The organism is Herbaspirillum sp. Sphag64, assembly GCF_014192645.1.
Lineage (GTDB): Bacteria > Pseudomonadota > Gammaproteobacteria > Burkholderiales > Burkholderiaceae_D > Herbaspirillum.
Window position 1 is genome coordinate 161,694 of the sequence record NZ_JACHYE010000008.1, and the last position, 19,275, is coordinate 180,968.

19 protein-coding genes are annotated in these 19,275 nt (G+C 56.3%); 5 read left to right on the forward strand and 14 right to left on the reverse strand.

What is annotated here, in order from left to right:
* Positions 1-108: 108 nt before the first annotated feature.
* The 3 genes from yddG to FHW66_RS14250 form a co-directional block, all read right to left on the reverse strand.
* Positions 109-1,014, reverse strand: a complete 906-nt coding sequence (yddG, locus tag FHW66_RS14240) for an aromatic amino acid DMT transporter YddG (protein WP_183380474.1) — start codon at positions 1,012-1,014, stop codon at positions 109-111.
* A gap of 11 nt (positions 1,015-1,025) precedes the next feature.
* On the reverse strand, positions 1,026-1,643 hold the full coding sequence (locus FHW66_RS14245) for a GNAT family N-acetyltransferase (RefSeq protein WP_183380475.1): 618 nt from the start codon (positions 1,641-1,643) through the stop codon (positions 1,026-1,028).
* A 97-nt stretch (positions 1,644-1,740) separates the two neighbouring features.
* Entirely contained in the window at positions 1,741-2,685 is a 945-nt protein-coding gene (locus tag FHW66_RS14250; RefSeq protein WP_183380476.1) for a cupin-like domain-containing protein, read from the reverse strand.
* A gap of 209 nt (positions 2,686-2,894) precedes the next feature.
* Here FHW66_RS14250 and FHW66_RS20975 point away from each other — a divergent pair, with 209 nt between their 5' ends.
* Both FHW66_RS20975 and FHW66_RS20980 read left to right on the forward strand, forming a co-directional pair.
* Positions 2,895-3,059, forward strand: a complete 165-nt coding sequence (locus FHW66_RS20975; RefSeq protein ID WP_255458990.1) for a hypothetical protein — start codon at positions 2,895-2,897, stop codon at positions 3,057-3,059.
* Positions 3,026-3,274: a contractile injection system protein, VgrG/Pvc8 family gene (locus FHW66_RS20980; protein ID WP_255458977.1), complete on the forward strand. Its 249-nt coding sequence runs from the start codon at positions 3,026-3,028 to the stop codon at positions 3,272-3,274. Before FHW66_RS20975 ends, FHW66_RS20980 begins: the two co-directional genes overlap by 34 nt.
* On the opposite strand, the gene FHW66_RS14260 is transcribed toward FHW66_RS20980, so the two are convergent.
* From FHW66_RS14260 to FHW66_RS14305, 10 genes are all read right to left on the reverse strand, one after another.
* Complete coding sequence (locus FHW66_RS14260; protein ID WP_183380477.1) at positions 3,213-3,767, reverse strand: ureidoglycolate lyase; 555 nt, start codon at positions 3,765-3,767, stop codon at positions 3,213-3,215. The genes FHW66_RS20980 and FHW66_RS14260 overlap by 62 nt on opposite strands.
* Entirely contained in the window at positions 3,754-4,986 is a 1,233-nt protein-coding gene (locus FHW66_RS14265) for an amidase (protein WP_183380478.1), read from the reverse strand. Before FHW66_RS14265 ends, FHW66_RS14260 begins: the two co-directional genes overlap by 14 nt.
* An 81-nt stretch (positions 4,987-5,067) precedes the next feature.
* Positions 5,068-6,054: an ABC transporter ATP-binding protein gene (locus FHW66_RS14270; RefSeq protein WP_183380479.1), complete on the reverse strand. Its 987-nt coding sequence runs from the start codon at positions 6,052-6,054 to the stop codon at positions 5,068-5,070.
* The gene (locus FHW66_RS14275; protein ID WP_183380480.1) at positions 6,051-7,097 is read right to left on the reverse strand and encodes an ABC transporter ATP-binding protein; all 1,047 of its coding nucleotides are present in this window, start codon (positions 7,095-7,097) and stop codon (positions 6,051-6,053) included. The genes FHW66_RS14270 and FHW66_RS14275 overlap by 4 nt, the downstream gene beginning before the upstream one ends.
* A complete protein-coding gene (locus FHW66_RS14280; RefSeq protein WP_183380481.1) occupies positions 7,094-8,008 on the reverse strand; it encodes an ABC transporter permease in 915 nt (304 codons plus the stop codon). The genes FHW66_RS14275 and FHW66_RS14280 overlap by 4 nt, the downstream gene beginning before the upstream one ends.
* 3 nt (positions 8,009-8,011) lie before the next feature.
* A complete protein-coding gene (locus FHW66_RS14285) occupies positions 8,012-8,965 on the reverse strand; it encodes an ABC transporter permease (protein WP_183380482.1) in 954 nt (317 codons plus the stop codon).
* A 77-nt stretch (positions 8,966-9,042) separates the two neighbouring features.
* Positions 9,043-10,689 (reverse strand): ABC transporter substrate-binding protein, encoded by a 1,647-nt coding sequence (locus FHW66_RS14290; protein ID WP_370543469.1) that lies wholly within the window; start codon positions 10,687-10,689, stop codon positions 9,043-9,045.
* 94 nt (positions 10,690-10,783) lie between these two features.
* Positions 10,784-11,464: a FadR/GntR family transcriptional regulator gene (locus FHW66_RS14295; RefSeq protein WP_255458978.1), complete on the reverse strand. Its 681-nt coding sequence runs from the start codon at positions 11,462-11,464 to the stop codon at positions 10,784-10,786.
* 6 nt (positions 11,465-11,470) lie between these two features.
* A complete protein-coding gene (locus tag FHW66_RS14300; RefSeq protein WP_183380485.1) occupies positions 11,471-11,713 on the reverse strand; it encodes a hypothetical protein in 243 nt (80 codons plus the stop codon).
* A complete protein-coding gene (locus FHW66_RS14305; RefSeq protein ID WP_255458980.1) occupies positions 11,685-12,908 on the reverse strand; it encodes a Bcr/CflA family multidrug efflux MFS transporter in 1,224 nt (407 codons plus the stop codon). Before FHW66_RS14305 ends, FHW66_RS14300 begins: the two co-directional genes overlap by 29 nt.
* Positions 12,909-13,368: 460 nt before the next feature.
* Here FHW66_RS14305 and FHW66_RS14310 point away from each other — a divergent pair, with 460 nt between their 5' ends.
* From FHW66_RS14310 to FHW66_RS14320, 3 genes are all read left to right on the forward strand, one after another.
* Positions 13,369-14,577 carry an ABC transporter substrate-binding protein gene (locus FHW66_RS14310; RefSeq protein ID WP_370543470.1) on the forward strand — a complete coding sequence of 403 codons (1,209 nt, stop codon included), beginning with the start codon at positions 13,369-13,371 and terminating at the stop codon, positions 14,575-14,577.
* Between the two features lie 9 nt (positions 14,578-14,586).
* The gene (locus FHW66_RS14315) at positions 14,587-16,326 is read left to right on the forward strand and encodes a diguanylate cyclase (protein ID WP_183380486.1); all 1,740 of its coding nucleotides are present in this window, start codon (positions 14,587-14,589) and stop codon (positions 16,324-16,326) included.
* A gap of 113 nt (positions 16,327-16,439) precedes the next feature.
* Positions 16,440-18,206 carry a methyl-accepting chemotaxis protein gene (locus tag FHW66_RS14320; RefSeq protein ID WP_183380487.1) on the forward strand — a complete coding sequence of 589 codons (1,767 nt, stop codon included), beginning with the start codon at positions 16,440-16,442 and terminating at the stop codon, positions 18,204-18,206.
* 13 nt (positions 18,207-18,219) lie between these two features.
* Here FHW66_RS14320 and FHW66_RS14325 read toward each other — a convergent pair whose 3' ends face one another.
* Positions 18,220-19,275, reverse strand: a complete 1,056-nt coding sequence (locus tag FHW66_RS14325) for an oxidoreductase (RefSeq protein WP_183380488.1) — start codon at positions 19,273-19,275, stop codon at positions 18,220-18,222.

Consider the following 19,275-nt stretch of genomic DNA (forward strand, 5'->3'; position numbering starts at 1 on the left):
GGAACGGCAATAAGAGGGTAGAAAGCGCTTGCTGCCAGTCACCGATGAAGTCTCCGGAATTTTTCTATATGTATGGACAGCAACGCTATTATCGCCGGAAAGCAGGCTTTATTCACCTGCCAGCAAGGACGTACGTTGACGCGTGGCCAGCCAGCACAACACCGATCCAGCACACACCATGCCAGCGCCTTGCCAGAATGCCAGCGATAAAGGTACGCGCAATACGAGCGCTGATAACACTGCCGAAAAGATCGGTATGAAATAAGACGCACCGGCCAAAATGGTGACATTGCCGCCCAGAATGCCTACATTCCACGCGGCATAACCAAACCCCATTGCTGCAGCAGCCAGCACCAGATACAGCACAGCGTGCACACTGAACACCATCGGCGCGCCGGGACTCAGTAGATATTTTAGCCACAACACTGCTGCCACCAAGATGAAAAACAGAGTCACGCCATTCTTGCCCTGTGCAATGCGCGCCGTCACCGTGCAATAAGCGGCCCAGATCACGGCCCCAAAAAAGGCCAGTCCATAGCTAAGCGGGTTGTCTTTGACATTGATCAGCATCTGCGCCAGATCCACCCCTTGATCACCACCGAGCACCCAGCAAATACCCAGCATCGAGAGCAAAAATCCGGGGATCACAATCAAACTCGCCCGTTGTCGATTAAACAGAATTGCCGCCACCATGGTGAAGGACGGCCACAGATAATTGACCATACCAACCTCAATGGCTTGACGCCCGGTATTGGCGTAACCGATAGACAGTGCCAGACAAAGCTCATAAGCGACAAATAGCAAGCTGCCCCAGAGCAGGTAGCGCCGCGGAAATTGCCGGATGTCGGGAAAACCCACGCTCAGTAGCAGGAACAGTGATGCCACGCTATAGATCATTGCCGCCCCACCGGTGGCACCCAGACTTTCACTGACGCCGCGTATCAAGGCAACGATGGAACTCCACAACACGATGGCAACAAGGCCGACCAGCGTCGCCCGATTTTGAGATTTCATATTCAACAGATTCAATTGTGATCGGTGCGTGTTTGCTGCATGCGGCTTTGCAAGGTAGCTTTGACGGCTGGCCATTCATCATCAATGATGCTAAAGCGGATCGAATTACGCTTGCGACCATCGGGCATGATGCGCTCATGCCGGACCACACCTTCTTGCTGCGCACCGAGGCGCAAGATGGCGTTGCGCGATGCCTCATTGTGCTGGTCGGTGGTGAACTGCACCCGCACACAATGACGTGTTTCGAACGCGTATTGCAGCATCAGATATTTGGCCTCGGTATTCACAAAACTACGCTGCCAACGTTTGGCCAGCCAGGTGCTGCCGATTTCCAGCTTTCTGTTGACGCCATCCATTTTCCAGAAACGGGTCGATCCGATCACTTCATCAGTGGCAGCCAGCACGGTCACAAACGGCATCACCGTACCCGCCTCTCTGCCAGCAAGCGCTTTGGCAATATAGTCGTGTACGGTCTGCGCGGATGGCACCACCGTCACAGGCGACTCCCATAGACGACCATCACTTGCGGCATCGACCAGCGCAGCGGCATCGTCGAACTGCAAGGGGCGTAGCAGGATGCGTGGGCCGACAAGCGACTGGAGTAAATCAGGCCGATGAGAGGTAGTCATTGTGACGAAATCGAGATGGTTCAACGTGATGATGCATGGCAGAGGAGGTTGATTCTAGCAGCACCGCTGACGACCGGATCAATCGCCTCCGCAACGATTATTCTGACGTATGCGCAGCGCTACCACGCAATACCAGCGGCACGCCTCTGGCCCAGCGGTTTGAGGAGAGAGAAAATGTCAGCGCCCTGACCTGGTGGTACCATCCCGCAGGCACATACAAGAGCTCACCGGGCTGCATGATGCATTCGACAATGGCGGCCTGACGCGCCAGAGGGAAGCGCTCGAAGTCGGGCGACTCCGGATCGAACGGCGAGCCAAACAAAATCGCGTTCGCCTCACGCGGATAAAGAAAGGCATCATGATGCGGCGGCGCCAGACAAATGCGCTTTGTACCCCAGATCTGCGCAAAGATATTGTCGTCGTAATCGCAATGCAGCGGCGTTACCGTACCGGCAGGACCCAGCCAGAAACGTGGTGGCCCCATTTTTTTGAAGTATCCCGGCCAGTGGCACAGACTGTTGAGCGCCTTCATTTCCAGATTGCCGAGATAGGGAGGTAATGACGGAGGCACTAAAGGTTGCAATGGTTCAGTATCCGAAGAACCCTGATCGGCAACCAGATCAAGGTAATCCAGCAGCGACATATCCTGCATTGCCCGATCAGGTGCAAATGCCGTATTGATGTAATCACCCACTCTTGCGCGTACGGGCAACGTCGCAAACCGCTCGCGCAAGGTCTGTGCCGTCAACGCTGCCAGCGGCCATTTGCCGACGACACCGGTGATGACAAATGGCAGCCCCTGCATTGCCCGTTGCTCAAAGCCAACAGCATCGAGCACAGCGATACGTGGCACCGTGGAGATCATTGGCAGATTACGGCTTGCCTGCCGGATTGCCTCCCGCATTTCTGATATTGAGTTAACGCCACGAATCTGCGCATCTCTTTGCTCGCGCGCCTGTTTTTTGGCGAGCGTATCGACGGACGAGTGAGCGATCAGCCCCGGTCGCGGCGGCAGGAATCGTGAGGAATTACGAGAGACCATGAAGGCAATAAATGCAAGAATAAAAGAGACATGATTGTAAAGTTTATCTCTCTTGCGAGGTCGTATTACGGATATCTCTGCCTCGCATTCACGCCGCCGTAAAAGTGACGTCACTTTAATAAACGTCCTATATCGCTCTACTGACTCTTCTCATAGCATGCGCCTTCGATTTCGTCCGCCGGACGTTACGCCACGAAGGAATGCCAGAGATGACAGATTCATTCGATCAAGCCGCTGCGCTTGTCCACGCCGTAACCAAGCATCAGAAATATCACGTTAAGGTTCGCGGCACGGCCAGCGCAGCATTGTTGTCGGTGGTCTCTTTGAAGCCGTCGAAGCCTTGGGTGCGCCGTACCAGATCACTATCACGCTAACCCATCCTCAAGAACTGGATCGGAACGGGTACCTCGGCAAGGAAGCCAGCTTCAGCATGGGCACCGGCTTGCACGAACCACGCGAATTCGTCGGTTGCATCACTCACTTCAACAAGCTCAAACAAACGCACGATTTTCACAGCTACGAATTCGTCATCGAACCACTGGTGGCAAGACTACCTTATCCTCCAGCCTCACCACAAACTGCCCCGTGAGCGGTACTACCTCACAATCCACCACAGCAGCCTGCCGTTCAATGACAAGGACATCGGCAGCGCCCAGCGTGAGCAGCGGATGGTGCCAGATACCGCGACGCAAGGTAATGCCCTGTCCGGGCTCGACGATGAATGCCTGTAGCGTCGATTCGTCTGGCGCATTGTCACCCAGCGCCACGACTGCAAGACAACGACCCTGCGCTAGCGGCACAAAGGTCTGACTGCCCAGCAGATGGCGTTCCATGACACTGAGTCGATGCGCTGTCGTCGGCATCTGCGCACTGGTGCGGAAGATGGCAACGCAGGGTGTACCACCCTGCACATCGAAGTCGAGTCGGGTCAGGTCATCGAACCGTTGCGCACTCCCGGCATTGATCGCTACGCTGCTACTCGCACCGGCGGTGATGACATCACCAAACGGCGCAAAGGCCGATACTGTGAGCGCTTGTGCGATCACGCTGCGCACGGCAGCGGGGGCTTCAGGCGAGCGCATCGATGAGCTTGCGTGACAGGCGAATCAGCGACCGGTCGCTGCCACGCGGACCAATGAGGGAGAAGCCAAACGGCGCGCCGTCGAGCTGCATTACTGGTAATGATATTTGCGGGCAACCGGACAGGCCGGACAGGCACAACATGCGAATTGCCTGATTGCGGTAGTCCTCCAGCGATTGCTCGGTATCGGTCAACAAGGGGGCGATGTCGGGCATGCTCGGTAACACGATGACACGATCATTGCCCAGCAGATTGAGAAAATCTTCGGTGAAGCGATGACGTAGGGTGGAGTGTTCTTCCATCTGCTGTGATGTGATCTGGCTTGACCATGCAAAGCGCTCGGCCACACCGGGCCCTAGTTGCAGGTCGTGACGGCGGATGGTGGCACCGTGGGCTTGCCAGGCTTCATACCCCTGAATGTGGCGGAAGGCCCAGTACAGGGATTCAAACGACGGGGTGGCGGTTTTCACTGGCGGGAGTGGGCCAGTGAGGTCGGACAGGCGTTCCAGCGTCTGCGCGAACACCGCCTGTACATGGGGGGCCAGCAAGGCTAGGACATCTGCTGCGACCAGTATTTGCGGTAGCGCCGAAGCCTCATCCGGCAAGGGGCAACTGTCTGCGCCCAACAGCACGTCACCGACGCGTGCAAAGGTATCGATATCACGTGCAAACCAGCCGCAGGTATCAAATGAGGGCGCCAGGTCCATGCATCCCTTGAGCGAGACGCGCGCATGAGTAGGACGCAGGCCGATCAGCCCGCAGTGGCTGGCGGGAGCACGCACGGAACCGCCGGTATCGGTGCCGAGTGCAACATCCGCCAGCCCGTTGGACACCGCTGAGGCTGACCCCGAACTGGAGCCGCCGGGAATCCGTGTCGGTGCGCCACCGTTGCGGGGCGTACCAAAATGGGCATTTTTGCCGTTCATGGAGAAGGCAAGCTCATCAGTATAGGTTTTGCCGACAAAACGGGCACCTGCTTGCAGTAGCGCCGTCACTGAAGGTGCTGAAACCGTCTTGATGCCGGATAGCGCCAGCATGTGCGGATTACCGCAGCCGGTTGGAAAGCCAGCAACATCAAAGATATCCTTGACCGCCAGGCGCAGGTCGGACAGTGGTCCGACTGGCAACGCAGGCACAGGAACCTCCGGATAAGGAACGAAGCAACGTGCAGTAGTGGCAGTAATCTCAGTAACGGCAGTAACGGTGTCAGAGGTGGACATGAATGACTCTTTCGTGGCAAATACAAGCTGTAAATAAGTTAGCTGAGTGACACATGAAAATGCGATGGGAATCAGACCAGATCAGGCTGGCGCCAGTGCAATTTCGTGCAGCCGGAAGCAGCGCGCACTATGCCCTGCCCCGAGACTCTGCTCTGGCGGCACCGCCGTGTGGCACGCTGGAACCGCATACTGACAACGTTCGCCGAAAGCACATCCGACCGGTAGATTGCTCAGGTCTGGCGGTGCGCCACCGATGGTATCGAGTCGCCGTCCTTTTTGCAGCGCGCCATGACTGCGGCTCTTGAGCAGCGACAGGGTATAAGGGTGGCGCGGCTGGGTCAGCAATTGCGCGGCCGGTCCCTGTTCGATGATCTTGCCGGCATACATGACGGCGATACGGTCGGCGACTTCGGCAGCAGCGCCAATGTCATGGGTCACGAACACGATCGATAGCCCTAATTCGCGCTGCAACTCGCGCAGCAGCAAAAGGATCTGGATCTGTACCGTGGCATCCAAGGCGGTGGTTGGTTCGTCTGCCAGCAAGACCTTGGGATGGCAGGACAGTGCCAGCGCAATCATGGCGCGCTGACGCATGCCTCCCGACATCTCGTGCGGGTAGGCGTCGAGACGGCGCTCGGGGCTGGGGATGCGCACTTTCTCAAACAAGGCCAGTGCCTGCTGCCGCGCTTCCCGGGCAGATACCTTTTTGTGGCGACGGATCGCTTCGATGATCTGCGCACCGACGGTGTAGACCGGGTCTAGTGCCAGTAGCGGCTCCTGGAAGATCATCGCCACAGTGTTGCCACGCAGCGCAGCCAGCTCACGCGAGGACATCGCCAATACGTCCTGCCCATCCACCTGCAGAGTGCCGCTGATGCGAGTAGAGCGCTCCGAATGGAGCCGCATGATCGAGCGCAAGGTGACGCTTTTGCCGGAACCTGACTCACCGATCAAGGCAACAACCTCACCCAGACCAAGTTGCAGATCGACACCATTGACGGCACGAATCACTTTACCTGGGGCCAGAAACTGGACCTGCAAATCTTTCAAGGAAATCATGTCAGTCATACCGATACCTCCACTGCAGATTGCTCTTTAAATTGCACACCGCTATCGGGCTCATAACGCAGGCAGGCAACACCATGACCACTGTCATCGGTGGCAAATAGCGGCATACGCTGACTGCACAATGGCTGAGCATGGGCGCAGCGTGTGTGGAAACGGCAACCACTGGGCGGGTTGATCGGGTTTGGTGGATCACCGGCCAGTGGCGCGACTTCGGTACGTTGCAACGGATCAGTACTGGGCATCGATTGCAGCAAGGCGCGGGTATAAGGATGCTTGGGATGATCGAACACCTGATCCGACGAGCCGATCTCGACCACTTGCCCCAGATACATGACCAGAACGCGATCGGAGATGAAGCGTACGACGTTAAGATCGTGACTGATGAACAGATAGGTAAGGCCAAACTCCTGCTTGAGATCGAGTAGCAGATTGAGTACCTGTGCCTCGACCGATTTGTCGAGCGCGGAGACAGCTTCGTCCAGTATCACCAGACGGGGCTCCAGTGCCAAGGCGCGGGCGATGTTGACGCGCTGGCGCTGACCTCCAGAGAGTTCATGCGGATAGCGACCGGCAAAGCGCTCCGGCTGCAAGCCAACGCGTGCCAGCAGATCACGTGCGCGCGTAATCGCCGTACGCGATGCGAGACCGTGCACAATCGGAGCGAAGGCAATTGAATCCTCAATCGTCATGCGCGGATTGAGGGAGGAATAACTATCTTGAAACACCATCTGTGTCTGCCGCCGGAACTGGCGCAATGGTAATGCACGGGAACCGACGGTTTCACCATCGAAGACCAGTTCGCCGCTGTCTTGCGCAATCAACTGCATGAGCACGCGAGCGGTTGTGGACTTGCCACAACCGGACTCGCCGACGACTCCCAGCGTCTCGCCTTTGAGGATGTCGAAACTGACACCATCGACTGCACGGACGGCGCTCTTGCCACCGAAAGGCAAACCCTTGCCCTTGATCGGAAAGTGTTTCAGCAGATCGCGCACCTTAAGCAAAGGCTGTTGCGGTCCACCGATATCGCGCGGATCTGTCATTGCTTGACCTCCATGGCCGACCGCAAACCGTCGGATAACATGTTGAAGGAAATCGATGTGATGAAAATGAATGCCCCCGGCAAGGCAGCGACCCAAGGTTGGGTGTAAATCGCCGTACGCAGGGTGTTGAGCATCAGCCCCCACTCTGGCTCTGGTGGTTTGACGCCGAGCCCGAGAAACGACAGGCCTGACGCCAGAATCATCGAGACGGAGATCAGGCTGGTCGCATAGATGAAGATCGGTCCCAGCACATTACCCAGCACATGCGCACGCACAATGGTGAAGGCACCGGCACCGGAGGCACGTGCCGCATCCACGTAATCGCTACGACGCACCTGCGTGGTGACACTCTCGGCAATCCGCGCAATCTGCGGGATGAAGACAATGGTCAATGATGTCAATGCATTGACGATCCCCGCACCCAATGCACCTGACAAGGCAATCGCCAGCAAGACCGAAGGAAACGCATAGAGGACATCAATGGTACGCATGATGACGGTATTGATCAGTCCACCCGCGTAGCCTGCGAGAATCCCCAACCCGCTACCGATCACAAACGCCAGTAACACCGGAGTGATCCCCATGAAAAGGGAAAGCCGTCCGCCCAGCATCAGGCGTGACAATAGGTCGCGCCCCAGTTCATCGGTACCCAGCACATGTCCAACGCTGCCAATCGGCTTGAGCCGGGTGAACATGGAGGCGGCAAACGGATCTCCGGGCATGATCCATGGCGCCGCTAGCGCGATGACGATTAACGTCACGATCACCAACGCAGCAACCATGGCGGTTGGATTGCGCACGATACGGGCGGTGACGTTGGCCCAATGTCCGCGTGAACGCTTAAATGGTGGCACGCTGTTGCCTGCGGAGGAAATGGTAGAAGTGACAGAAGTAGCGGTGGTCGATGGCATGGCTCAGGCTCTTTCTATGCGGGGATCGAACACGGTTTGGAGAATATCGACGAGCAGATTGAGCGAGACGAAGAACAAGGCCAGCACCAGAATCGTACCTTGCAACAGCGGCAGATCACGCTGAAAAATCGCCTGATTGAGCAGGAAGCCGGTACCGGGCCAGGAAAATACGGTTTCAATCAGAATCGAGCCACCGAGCAGATAACCGAGTTGCAGCCCCATCACGGCCAGCGCAGTCGGTGCACAGTTCTTGACGACATGCCGCAATACGCCAAACTCACCCAGTCCGCGTGCCTTGAGACCAACGACAAATTCCTGCGAAAGAATGTCTGCAACAAGTGCGCGCACGGTACGGGCGATGATGCCCATCGGGATGAACGACATCGTCACGGCAGGCATGATCAGATACTGAATGTGTTCATAATCCCAAACCCAGGCACTGGAGCCATCGGGACCGGCACCGGTCGCAGGCAGCCACATCAGCTGCGACGAAAAGAGAATGACCAGCACCATCCCCAGCCAATAATGCGGCACGCTCACGCCAATGACCGAAATGAAGGAGGCCATCTTGTCGACCCACGAATTGCGGAAGTAACCAGCGACAAAGCCGAACAGCGCGCCAAAGAAAAATCCGATCAGCGTTGCCAGTGCCGCCAGCATGAAGGTATTACCAACGGCCTTGAAGACCTCCTGCGCGACCGGACGGCCGGTGGCAATAGAGCTGCCAAGATCACCATGCAATGCACGCCAGACCCAACTTAAAAACTGCTCGGGATAGCTGCGATTGAAGCCGTACAACTCCATCAACTGTTTCTGCAGATCGGCCGAGGCATCCGGCGGCAGGATCGATACCAGGGGATCACCAGGAGCAATATGGACCAGCATGAAACATAAAAATGCGACACCCAGCATGATCGGGATGGCATACAACACGCGGCGGATCAGATAGGAAATCATAAGTTTCTTCCGAAACCGTCACCACAACGCTGGTAATGCGCGTGATGACGGCATATGAACATGGACAACAGTGGTGCTCAATCCATCGACATCGTGGCAATATCGATGAACCAGCTTTGTGGCTGCACGACGCCCTTGACTTTGGCCGAAATAGCGCGCGGGCCAGTGTCATGTGCGACCCAGACGAACGGTGCGTCGTCAACGATCTTGGCATGCAATTGCGCCAGCAAGGCATCACGCTGCTTGGCATCGAAGGTTGTGCGAGCACGCGCAATCAGCGCATCAATGTCAGGATTGCTGTAGTAGCCCCAGTTGTTCGATACCGGTGGTGCTGCCTTGCTATCGACGAAGCGCACCATGGCAAAGAACGGATCCATTGCGGCAAAGCTGATATTGACCGCGTCGGCACCGTGCGCGCTCGGGTCCTTGGCACCGATGCGCCAGTTGGTATAGAGCGTGTTCCATTCGATCACGTCAAACTGGACATCAAAGAAGCAGCCTTTGAGGTTCTGCTGCATGAACTCGTTCATTGGTAGCGGTTGCATTTGCCCGGAGCCGGAGGCGGATATCTGCACCTTGACCTTGAGCGGCTTGGCAGCAGAGTAACCGGCTTCCGTCATGAGCTTGCGGGCCGCATCGGGATCGTACTTGATGTGGAACTGTGGATTGCCGCGCCATGGATGACCGGGTTCGACAGTCCCCGTGGCCTCGCCCATCAGGCCGCCCAGCAACTGCTTCATGGCAGGACGGTTGACACACAGGTTGGCGGCATAGCGCACGCGCTTGTCCAGCCAGGGCGAACCGGGGACAAACGATAACTGCCATGGCCACACGTGTGGCTGTGGATTCGAGTAAATCTTGAAACCACGGGCCTTGATGGCGTCGAGTGAATCAGGTGCAGGTGCTTCGATCCAGTCCACCTGACCGGACAGCAAGGCGGCGGTGCGTGAATTGGCTTCTGGCAACGGCAACAATACGACCTTGTCAATCTTGGGGCGGCGCTTGGAATCCCAGTAGTCGGGATTTTTCGCCAGCTCCAGACGTTCGCGGGAGACGAACTTGGTCATCTTGAACGGGCCAGTACCAGAGGCATCGGCGGCGAAGGCTGCCCAGGCTTGCTTGGCACGCTCTGCCTTGTCCGTTACCGAGGCCGGCACCGCAGCCAGTTTTCTGGCCCATTGCAACGGTGAGGCCATGAACAGATTGGTCAGGTTGATCGGTAAAAAGGAGTCCGGCTGTGACGTGGTCAACTCGACAGTGAGGTCATCGATCTTGCGTGCAGAGCGCAGTGTCGGCATGCGTGACGCCGTCACACCGACCTGGCTCGGATCGAAGTTGGGCGCATCTTTGTCGAGCACCTTATTCACATTCCAGACCACCGCATCAGCGTTGAATGCCGAGCCATCATGGAACTTCACGTCAGGACGCAGTTTGAAAATCCACTTGGTTTTATCCTTGGCATCCACCTGCCACGAGACGGCGAGGTCGGGGATCAGCTCGCTGGCCTTGTCGGCTTTGCTGAGATCCCATTGCGTCAATCCATCATACATCGGAATGCCCGTGAAACGATTGCCCTCAAAACCCTGGTCAGGCTGACCCAACGTGCGTGGAATATCACCGGCGGTCATAGCAATACGCAAGACCTTTTCAGCATGGGCAGCGGTTCCTGTGAGTAAGCCCAATGCCAGCGTACAGGCCAGGGTCAGTGTGCTTGGGGTGCTCAAGCTCCTTAGTTTTCTCAGTTTCATGTGATGCTTCCTTTACAAAACAAACGATCATCGGAGGGCGTTGCGGATAATGAAAACGTGAAGTCAACAATCAGGGTGGTATGAAAGCGATGCCGATACGCGCGGCGGTGTGCTGCAAATGGGTTTGCATGGCTTGGCGCGCACCTTCCGCATCACCAGACGAAATCGCCGCAGCGATGGCACGATGCTCTTCGGCCGGCTCCCAGATGCGGGCGTGGTCGGCAAACGGCAGACGCAGGCTGTGGCTGATACGGTGTTCGAAGTCGCGGGTGACTTGCAGCAAACCCGGATTGCCGGAGAGCTCAGCGATGAGTTGATGAAACGCCAGATCAAACTGCGAGGCGCTGATCAGATCGACGGTCTTGAGCGCCTCTTCAAAGCGGGTCTGTACGTCCCACAGACGTAGCGATACGTGACCGCTAACCTTACGTGCTGCTAGTGCTGCCGCTGCTGGTTCAAAGACGTAGCGGAGTTCGAAAGTGGCGGTTAATTCTGCAGAAGAAGAGACTGATGCGGCATGTGGCGTATCGGTGTGTGCAATGCTACTGCGACCGGAAGTGACCAGGGTGCCTTTGCCGGGCAAGGAACGAATGAAACCAAGCGCTTCGAGCGTCGATAACGCTTCACGCAAGGACGCGCGGCTGATGCCAAGCAAATCGGCCAGGTCTCGCTGACCTGGCAGCATTTGCCCCACCTTGTAGGTCCCGGACAGGATCTGGCGTTGCAATGTTTGCGCTGCAATATCGGGCATGCTCATTCAGTTCCCCTGTATGGTCTGACTGGTCAGACCGCTACTCAGGTAATAGCAATAGCTGTGCCACTGATGAATCGAAAAACCGCTCTTGCCGACTGCGTCTGGGCTGGCAAACTGGGTTGATCCAGTGCCACCCGGATGCATAGGCAAAAAAAAGCGCCGGTATCCTACCGGCGCACGTTTTTCATGCAGTGCGGTGCTGCGAAAGAGTGCAGCCTCAGACAGCAGGCCTTGCTGGCGCAGCATGGCGCGCCACATAGCGATACATCAACAGCGCCGCGACGCCAAAGACGGCCATCATAGTGACTAGTGGCAAGGCGGTACCGTCGTGCCAGAAGCTCTGGATGACGCCAGAGAGCATCCCCAGACTGAACTGCAAGGTGCCCATCAATGCAGCTGCCGTACCAGCCTGTCGGCCCTGTTGCGCCAGTGCAATCGCTGAGGCATTCGGACTTACAAAACCATGGCAGGACAAGAAGATGAAGAAGCCGACCAGTAACAGCGGCAGACTCTCGTAACCGCAGGCTACCAATATGGCAACCAGCGTGGTGGCGATGGCCGGCACCCAGATGATCTTGCCCAGCACGCGATCGGCGCTGCGCTTGATGACCAGTCGTGCATTGATCTGCGAACAGGCAATCAGGCCAATCGCATTGGCGCCGAATACAAACCCGAAGTGTTGTGGCTTGATGCCATGCAACTCGATGAGCACAAACGGACCACCTGAGATGTAGGCAAACATACCAGCCTGAATCAAGCCGCCGCACAGGACGTAGGCCATGAACTGACGGTGACGCAGCAGATCAAGGTATTGTCGCAGCGTACGTCCCAGATGTAGCGGCTGCACGTGTTGCCGGTCGAGCGTTTCCGTCATGACGCGATAGGTGCACAAGAGGCAGATGGCTGAAAATACTGTCAATGTGACAAAGATGGCGCGCCAGCTTGATACCGTCAACAACAGACCGCCGATGAAGGGAGCCAGAATCGGCGCCAGACCAAACACCAGCATCAGCATCGAGAATGCCCGTGCCGCGCCCTCAGCGCCCATCCTGTCGCGCACTACTGCACGCGGGATGACCATCCCGGCGCTGCCGCCCAGACCTTGCAGCAGACGCAGCACCAGTAATGCTTCGATATTTTGTACAAAGATACAGCCGAGCGCCGAGAACATGTACAAGGTAATGCCGAAGTACAGCGGCGGCTTGCGACCAAAGCGGTCGCTGATGGGGCCATAGAACATTTGTCCAAGTGCCAGGCCAACCAGAAAGGTCGATAAGCTCAGTTGCACCTTGCTGCTGTCGACACCGAGATCACGGGCGATGAAGGCAAAACTGGGGAGATACATATCGATGGCCAGCGCGCCCATGGCGGTGAGCGCAGCCATCAGGATCAGCCATCCGGGAAGACGTTTGCCCATCGCGGGCGAAGATTGTGTATGCATGAACAATGACAAAAAACCAACGTTCCGGTCACGCCAGAAAAATGGTCAGATAAAGGATGAGGGAGATCGCCGTGCGCCAGAAGTCAGATGCGCTGTGACGTGTTGCCCATTATACCTTTTACACCTGATTCGCTTTAAGGCGGATGAATAATCGGATACCAGCTTATAAGGCGACGGTGACGCTATCGATTGGCTCGCAATTCGCCACAAGGCCGCATAAAAAATTCACGGGCAATTTCTCGAAAAGATGGCAAACTCTTTTGAATACATGATTTGCCTTGGTTTTCAATTACGTGGTTTTTCTCAGAATTTGACTCAGCATTGGCGCGTTAACGTGTTAGTTGTCAGAAAGATCATCGGTTTTGTGCAAATAGCAAGATCCCCCTTACCGCGTCTGACGTGGTGCACGGGGGCTCTGTTGGCATGTCTGCTGTGTGCCTGCGATGGCCCTGAAAATCAGGTGGCTCCCTCACCATCAGCGACGGTGACACATCTGAACGCTTTGGTCTGGGCACCCGACTGGCCGGAGCAGGTACATGAGATTGCGGACGCTTTCCATCGTGCGCATCCGGATATCGTGGTGGATGTGCAATTCATGATTGGCAACTCGGTGGAAGAAAATCTGAAGCCGAAGATCGCGACCCATCATCTGCCCGATATCATTTCGGTCAACGCCAATGCCTATGCAGCAGAGCTGGCTGACCAGGGCTTGCTGGCCGAGCTCGGTGACACGCCGGTGTGGAGCAACATGATCGATAAGCTCAAGCCTGACTGGACCAGTCAAAGCGGCCGGCATTTTGGTATCTCCGGCGGCATTGGCGCACCGTTGGTCTACTACAACCGCGAGATGTTTCAGAAAGCGGGTATCAGCACACTGCCAGGCAATTTTGATCAATTGCTGGCGGTATGTGCGGCACTCAAGGCGGCGGGCTTCGTGCCAATGGCGTGGACTGGTGCCTTTCCCAACATGCTGGCCAATGGCCCTTTCAGTGCCGGCTTTGCCAATGCGGTGGCAGCGCGCTATCCGCATGACTGGAAAGAGCGTATCGCCGGTGGCCGCCTGCGCTTGGACGATCCAGAGGCAATCGATATCTTCGCCAGGATCAAGCTGATTGCGCAGCGTGGCTATTTGCAGCCGGGCTATATGCAGACCGGCTATGACGAGGGGATTCGCTGGTTCAGTGAGGGCCGCGCGGCAATGACCATACAAGGTACCTGGTCGGCCGGTCAGCTCATGCATGGCAAGGACTTCCATACCGGCGTATTCATGCCACCGTGGAATGCTGCGCATCAACAGATCGTCCCGGTCATTGGCAGCGAAACCGGTTTCGCCGTGGGCGAAACGGCGCACAAAGAAGCTGCGTTGAAGTTCCTCAATTTTCTCTACGACGAAGGATTTCCGCTGCAGCAAAACAAGCGCCAGAATGTGTCGCCGCTGAAGCACGTCAAGGGCCCGTTAATCAACGATCCGCAGATCATCAGCTACATCGAACATGCAATGCGTGCACCGCTCACGGTTGGGCCGTATTATTCCTATCTACCAACCAATACCATTGCGAGGCTGCATGGCCTGCTGCAGGATGTCTTGTTCAATCGTCAGACGCCGCGTCAGGCTGCGTTGGCCTTGAGTGATTCGATTCGCGATGAGGCGCGTGTCGACAATAAATAGAAACTGCTCATGAAAAATCTGCTGGATCTGCTGTCATTAAAACTACTCCGCAGGATCGCGATCCGTTATCGTCTGATCAATTCATTTGCGCTGGTTTCGTTACTGCCTTTGCTGATTGCGGGTGCTATTGCATATCGCGAATCGAGTCAGGCTTCGGAAGAGAAAATCCGAATCTTCGCCGGCGAGGTGGTGCGTCAGGTGGCGCAGAACATGGCGCAGCAAATGGCAATCATTGAATCGTCGAGCGAGCGGCTGGCGGTTTCCGATCGTCTGCAACAGGCATTGACCGGCCATTACAGCGCCGATGCCGGGCAACGTGCTGCGGCAAATGCGCAGTTGACGCGCTTGCTGCTGGAAAATTACGGTACGTCGGATGATATCAACCAGAAGTATCTACTGGATCGACAACACCGCATCATTGACTCGCAGGTCTATCCGGCACTGGGCAACGTCGTGTCGGAGTTTGTACGGTCGGTAGCGCTCACGCAGGCACGTCCCTACTGGCATGTTTATCGTAGTGCCAGCGGACAGTCCAGCATGGTGATGCTGCGCCATATTCTGCTGGAGAGTAATAACCGTCTCGGTGCTACCTTGTTTGTGGGACTCAAACCCAGCTATTTCTCAGGGATTTTTGATGCCGTCCATCTGGGCTACGATTCGCGCATTCTGGTCATCGACAGCCAGGATGGGCAAGTGGTGATCGATACCAGCCAGAACGATATTGCCCTGCGCCCGGTGCCAGCCGAAGCTGCATTGCTTGCCGCCGTTCGTGCCCATCTTGCAGACCATGATGAGCAGGATGAGAGCCATTTTGTGGCCTATCGCGATCAACAAAAAAACCAGCAGCTCGCCAGCTTTTCACCCATTGATCACACTAGCTGGCTGGTCGTCAGCATAACGCCGGAGAAAAGCCTGAACCGCGAAGTTCGCTCGATTCGCAACAAAATTATCTTGATTGGCCTACTGTGTTTTGTGGGCTCATTTGCGCTCTCCTTCATCATCGCGCGTAGTATCTCACTGCCACTCAAGCAACTTGTGGAAGCCATGCGTCAGACCAGAAAAGGCAATTACCAGATCCGCGTCGAACATAGTGGTCGTGACGAAATTTCGATGCTGGCCAATGGCTTCAACGACATGGCTAACAAGGTATATCAACACAATGAACAACTTGAAGAGCTGGTCAAGCAGCGCACGCATGCACTGGAGCTTGCCAATCAGCAGCTCGCGGCGCTCAGCTCCACGGATAGTCTGACCGGTATTGCCAACCGGCGTCGCTTCGATGAAGTGTTACAGACCGAGTTGCGACGGGCCTCGCGGTCGCATCAATCGATGGCACTGCTGATGATGGATATCGATTATTTCAAAAATTACAACGACCATTATGGCCATTTGAGTGGGGATGACTGCCTGCGTCAGATCGGTCAGGTACTGCATACCCAGACGCGCCGTGCCAGCGATCTGGCTGCACGTTATGGTGGTGAAGAATTTGCGGTCATTCTGTTCGACAGCAATGGTGATAGCGCCAAAAAAATAGCTGAAAATATTCGGAAGGCAATCGCCGCGCTCAATATTGCGCATGCGACCTCACCGTTCGGCCACGTTACGTGCAGCATCGGCGTCACAAGCTTGCTCGCGGACGATAGTATGTCGCCGTTGGCGTTGCTGCGCATGGCGGATGCTGCCTTGTATATGGCCAAGTCACAGGGGCGCAACCAAGTCGTGTCCAATGAAATCCGGCCGGCAGATTGAGCAATCCGGTGATAAGCTTGCAGTTAGCACAAACCTAGTCCATTTGGTGCTGTGTCAGTCGATGCGATTCGACTTGAGATGCAGTAAATACTAGAACATAAGGGGAGACAACGATGAAAAATCTGCGTATCGGCTGGCGTCTGACATTGGGATTTTCAATGGTGCTGGCATTGTTGGTCTTGATTACCGTGGTTGGAGTCTGGCGCCTGCAAGACATTGGCACACGTACTGCCGATCTGGTTGCTCAGGATCTCGTGAAAGAGCGATTGTCAACTGCATGGGCTGCCAATATCGACGCCAATTCGGTACGTACAGTGGCTATCATCAGGAGTACCGATCCTGCGGTGCAGCGTTACTTCAAGGACCAGATTGCCGGTACCGTTGCCAGTACCAGTGCAATACAAAAACAGCTCGATGAGATGATCAAATCAGCAGACGGGCGAAAACTGTTCGATGCCTTGCTAGAACAACGGAAAATCTATAACGATTTGCGCAATACCGTCTTCAAATACAAGGAAGCAGGTGATGATACCAATGCGCAGGCAACACTGGATAGCAAGCTCATCCCCGCCATGCAGGAATATCTGACACGAGTCAATGCCGTGGCCAAACATCAGCAAGAGCGGATTAATTCCGGGGCTGCCGTCGTGGATGCACAATATCGCTCGGGTCGAATCATTCTGATCAGTGCCGGTGTGCTGGCACTGTTAGTTGGCATCCTTGCCTCGTGGCGTCTGTCACTGGGCATTACCCAGCCTTTGCAGCGCACACTGGAAACCACGACGGCAGTCGCTGCTGGTGATTTGAGTACCGTCGTAGTGGTCAACCGACGCGATGAGATCGGACAACTCCAGCAAGGTTTGAAAGACATGACCGACAATTTGCTCAAGACCGTGACCGAGGTCCGCTCTGGTGCAGAATCGATTGCCACGGCATCGTCTGAAATTGCCTCCGGTAATTTTGACCTGTCCGCGCGTACCGAACAGCAAGCCAGTTCGCTGGAGCAGACTGCCGCTGCCATTGAACAACTGACCGCCACCGTGAAGCAAAATGCCGATCACGCGCGTGAGGCAAATCAGCTGGCGCAATCGGCGTCAACGATTGCAACCGAAGGCGGTACGGTGGTGGGTCAGGTCGTCGATACGATGAGTGCCATCAAGGAAGCGTCAGGCCGGATTGTCGACATCATCAGCGTGATTGACGGTATTGCATTCCAGACCAATATCCTGGCACTCAATGCGGCCGTGGAAGCCGCCCGTGCTGGCGAGCAGGGCCGTGGTTTCGCGGTCGTGGCCTCCGAGGTGCGCACCCTGGCACAACGCTCGGCGTCTGCCGCCAAGGAAATCAAGGCGCTCATCGATGATTCAGTCAATACGGTCGATGCTGGCAGCAAACTCGTGGAACGCGCTGGTACCACGATGACCAGTGTCGTCGACAGCGTCAAACAGGTGAGCCATATCGTCGCCGATATCAGTACAGCAACTGAACAGCAAAGCAGCGGCATTGCCGATGTCAATCAGGCAATTACCCAAATGGATCAGGTCACCCAACAAAATGCAGCGCTGGTGGAACAGGCAGCCGCAGCGGCAGGTTCCTTGCAAGAACAGGCAGCGCGACTGGCAGCGGTAGTCAGTGTGTTCAAGCTCAGTCAGCACCAGCACGTCACACTCGCGTCGGCACCACCACACAAGACCGGCAAATCACAGCAACCTGTGGCAGTGGCTGCGGCGAAAACGCGTGCAGGTATCGTCTCAGCACAGGCGACTACAATAACTTCAGCAAGCTCAGCAAACACAATAGCGGTAACCGCGAAGAGCGAAGGCAAAGCTGCACTGCGCCTACCCGCTGCAGCCGGTGAAGATAACTGGGAAACCTTCTAAGGCGAATTACCGCTCAGGTCAGCGCTTGCCGTGCCGGGAATGGCAGGCGCCGACCACTGGCGTGACTTTGTATTGCCAGATCAATGATTGTCATGACATCCACTGCATCCTGCGCACTGATCGGGAACGGCTGACCACCCAGCAAGGTGTCGGCCACTGCACGGTAAAAACCAGCATAGTCACCGTCCTGAGTCGGGACGACTTCTTCTGTCTCGCGCCCATCAAGCAAGGTACGCAGCCGGGACGGCAGATTTTTACCGAAGCCGGCATCACCAGGTCGTAAGCCAGCCTTGAGCTGATCTTCCTGCACATCCAGCGTCTCACTGACAAAGCTCCCGTTTACCCCATGTACCCGGAAGCGCGGTGGTGCCAGGGCGGCCAATGCGCTGGCATGCAGCACCACTTCGCACTGTGGATAGGAAAGTTGCAGGTGCAGATAATCTGGTACCTCTGCCCCATCGCGTTGTTCACGTAGCGTCGCACTGACCGACTGCGGCGCTCCGAACAAGGCTACGGCCTGATCAATCAGATGTGGTCCGAGATCAAACAGCAAGCCACCGCCGTACGCTGCCTGTTCGCGCCAGCGCTGCGGGATCTGCGGACGGAAACGATCAAAATGTGAGGTGTAGTGCGTAATCCGGCCCAGACGTCCTGCGCTGATCAATGCACGCAAGGTCAGGAAGTCACCATCCCAGCGGCGATTGTGAAACGGTGCAAACAACAGACCACGCGCCGCCGCCAGTTGGGCCAGTGTAAGCGCCTCTGCTGACGAGAGCGTAACCGGTTTGTCTACCACCACATGCTTACCCGCCAGCAGCGCCTGCCGGGCCAGCGCAAAGTGGGTGTCATTAGGTGTGGCGATGACGACGCAGTTGATATCGTCACAGGCTAGCAGGGCTTCAAAGTCAGCCACGATCCTGGCCTGCGGATAATCTGCGCGGGCACGCTCGGCCTGTGAGGTGGCAATCACCGACAAGGCGGTGCGTCCGCTATGGGCAATCACCGGCGCATGAAAGGTGGTGCCGGCAAATCCATATCCCATCAAACCCAGTTTCAATACGGCAGTCAT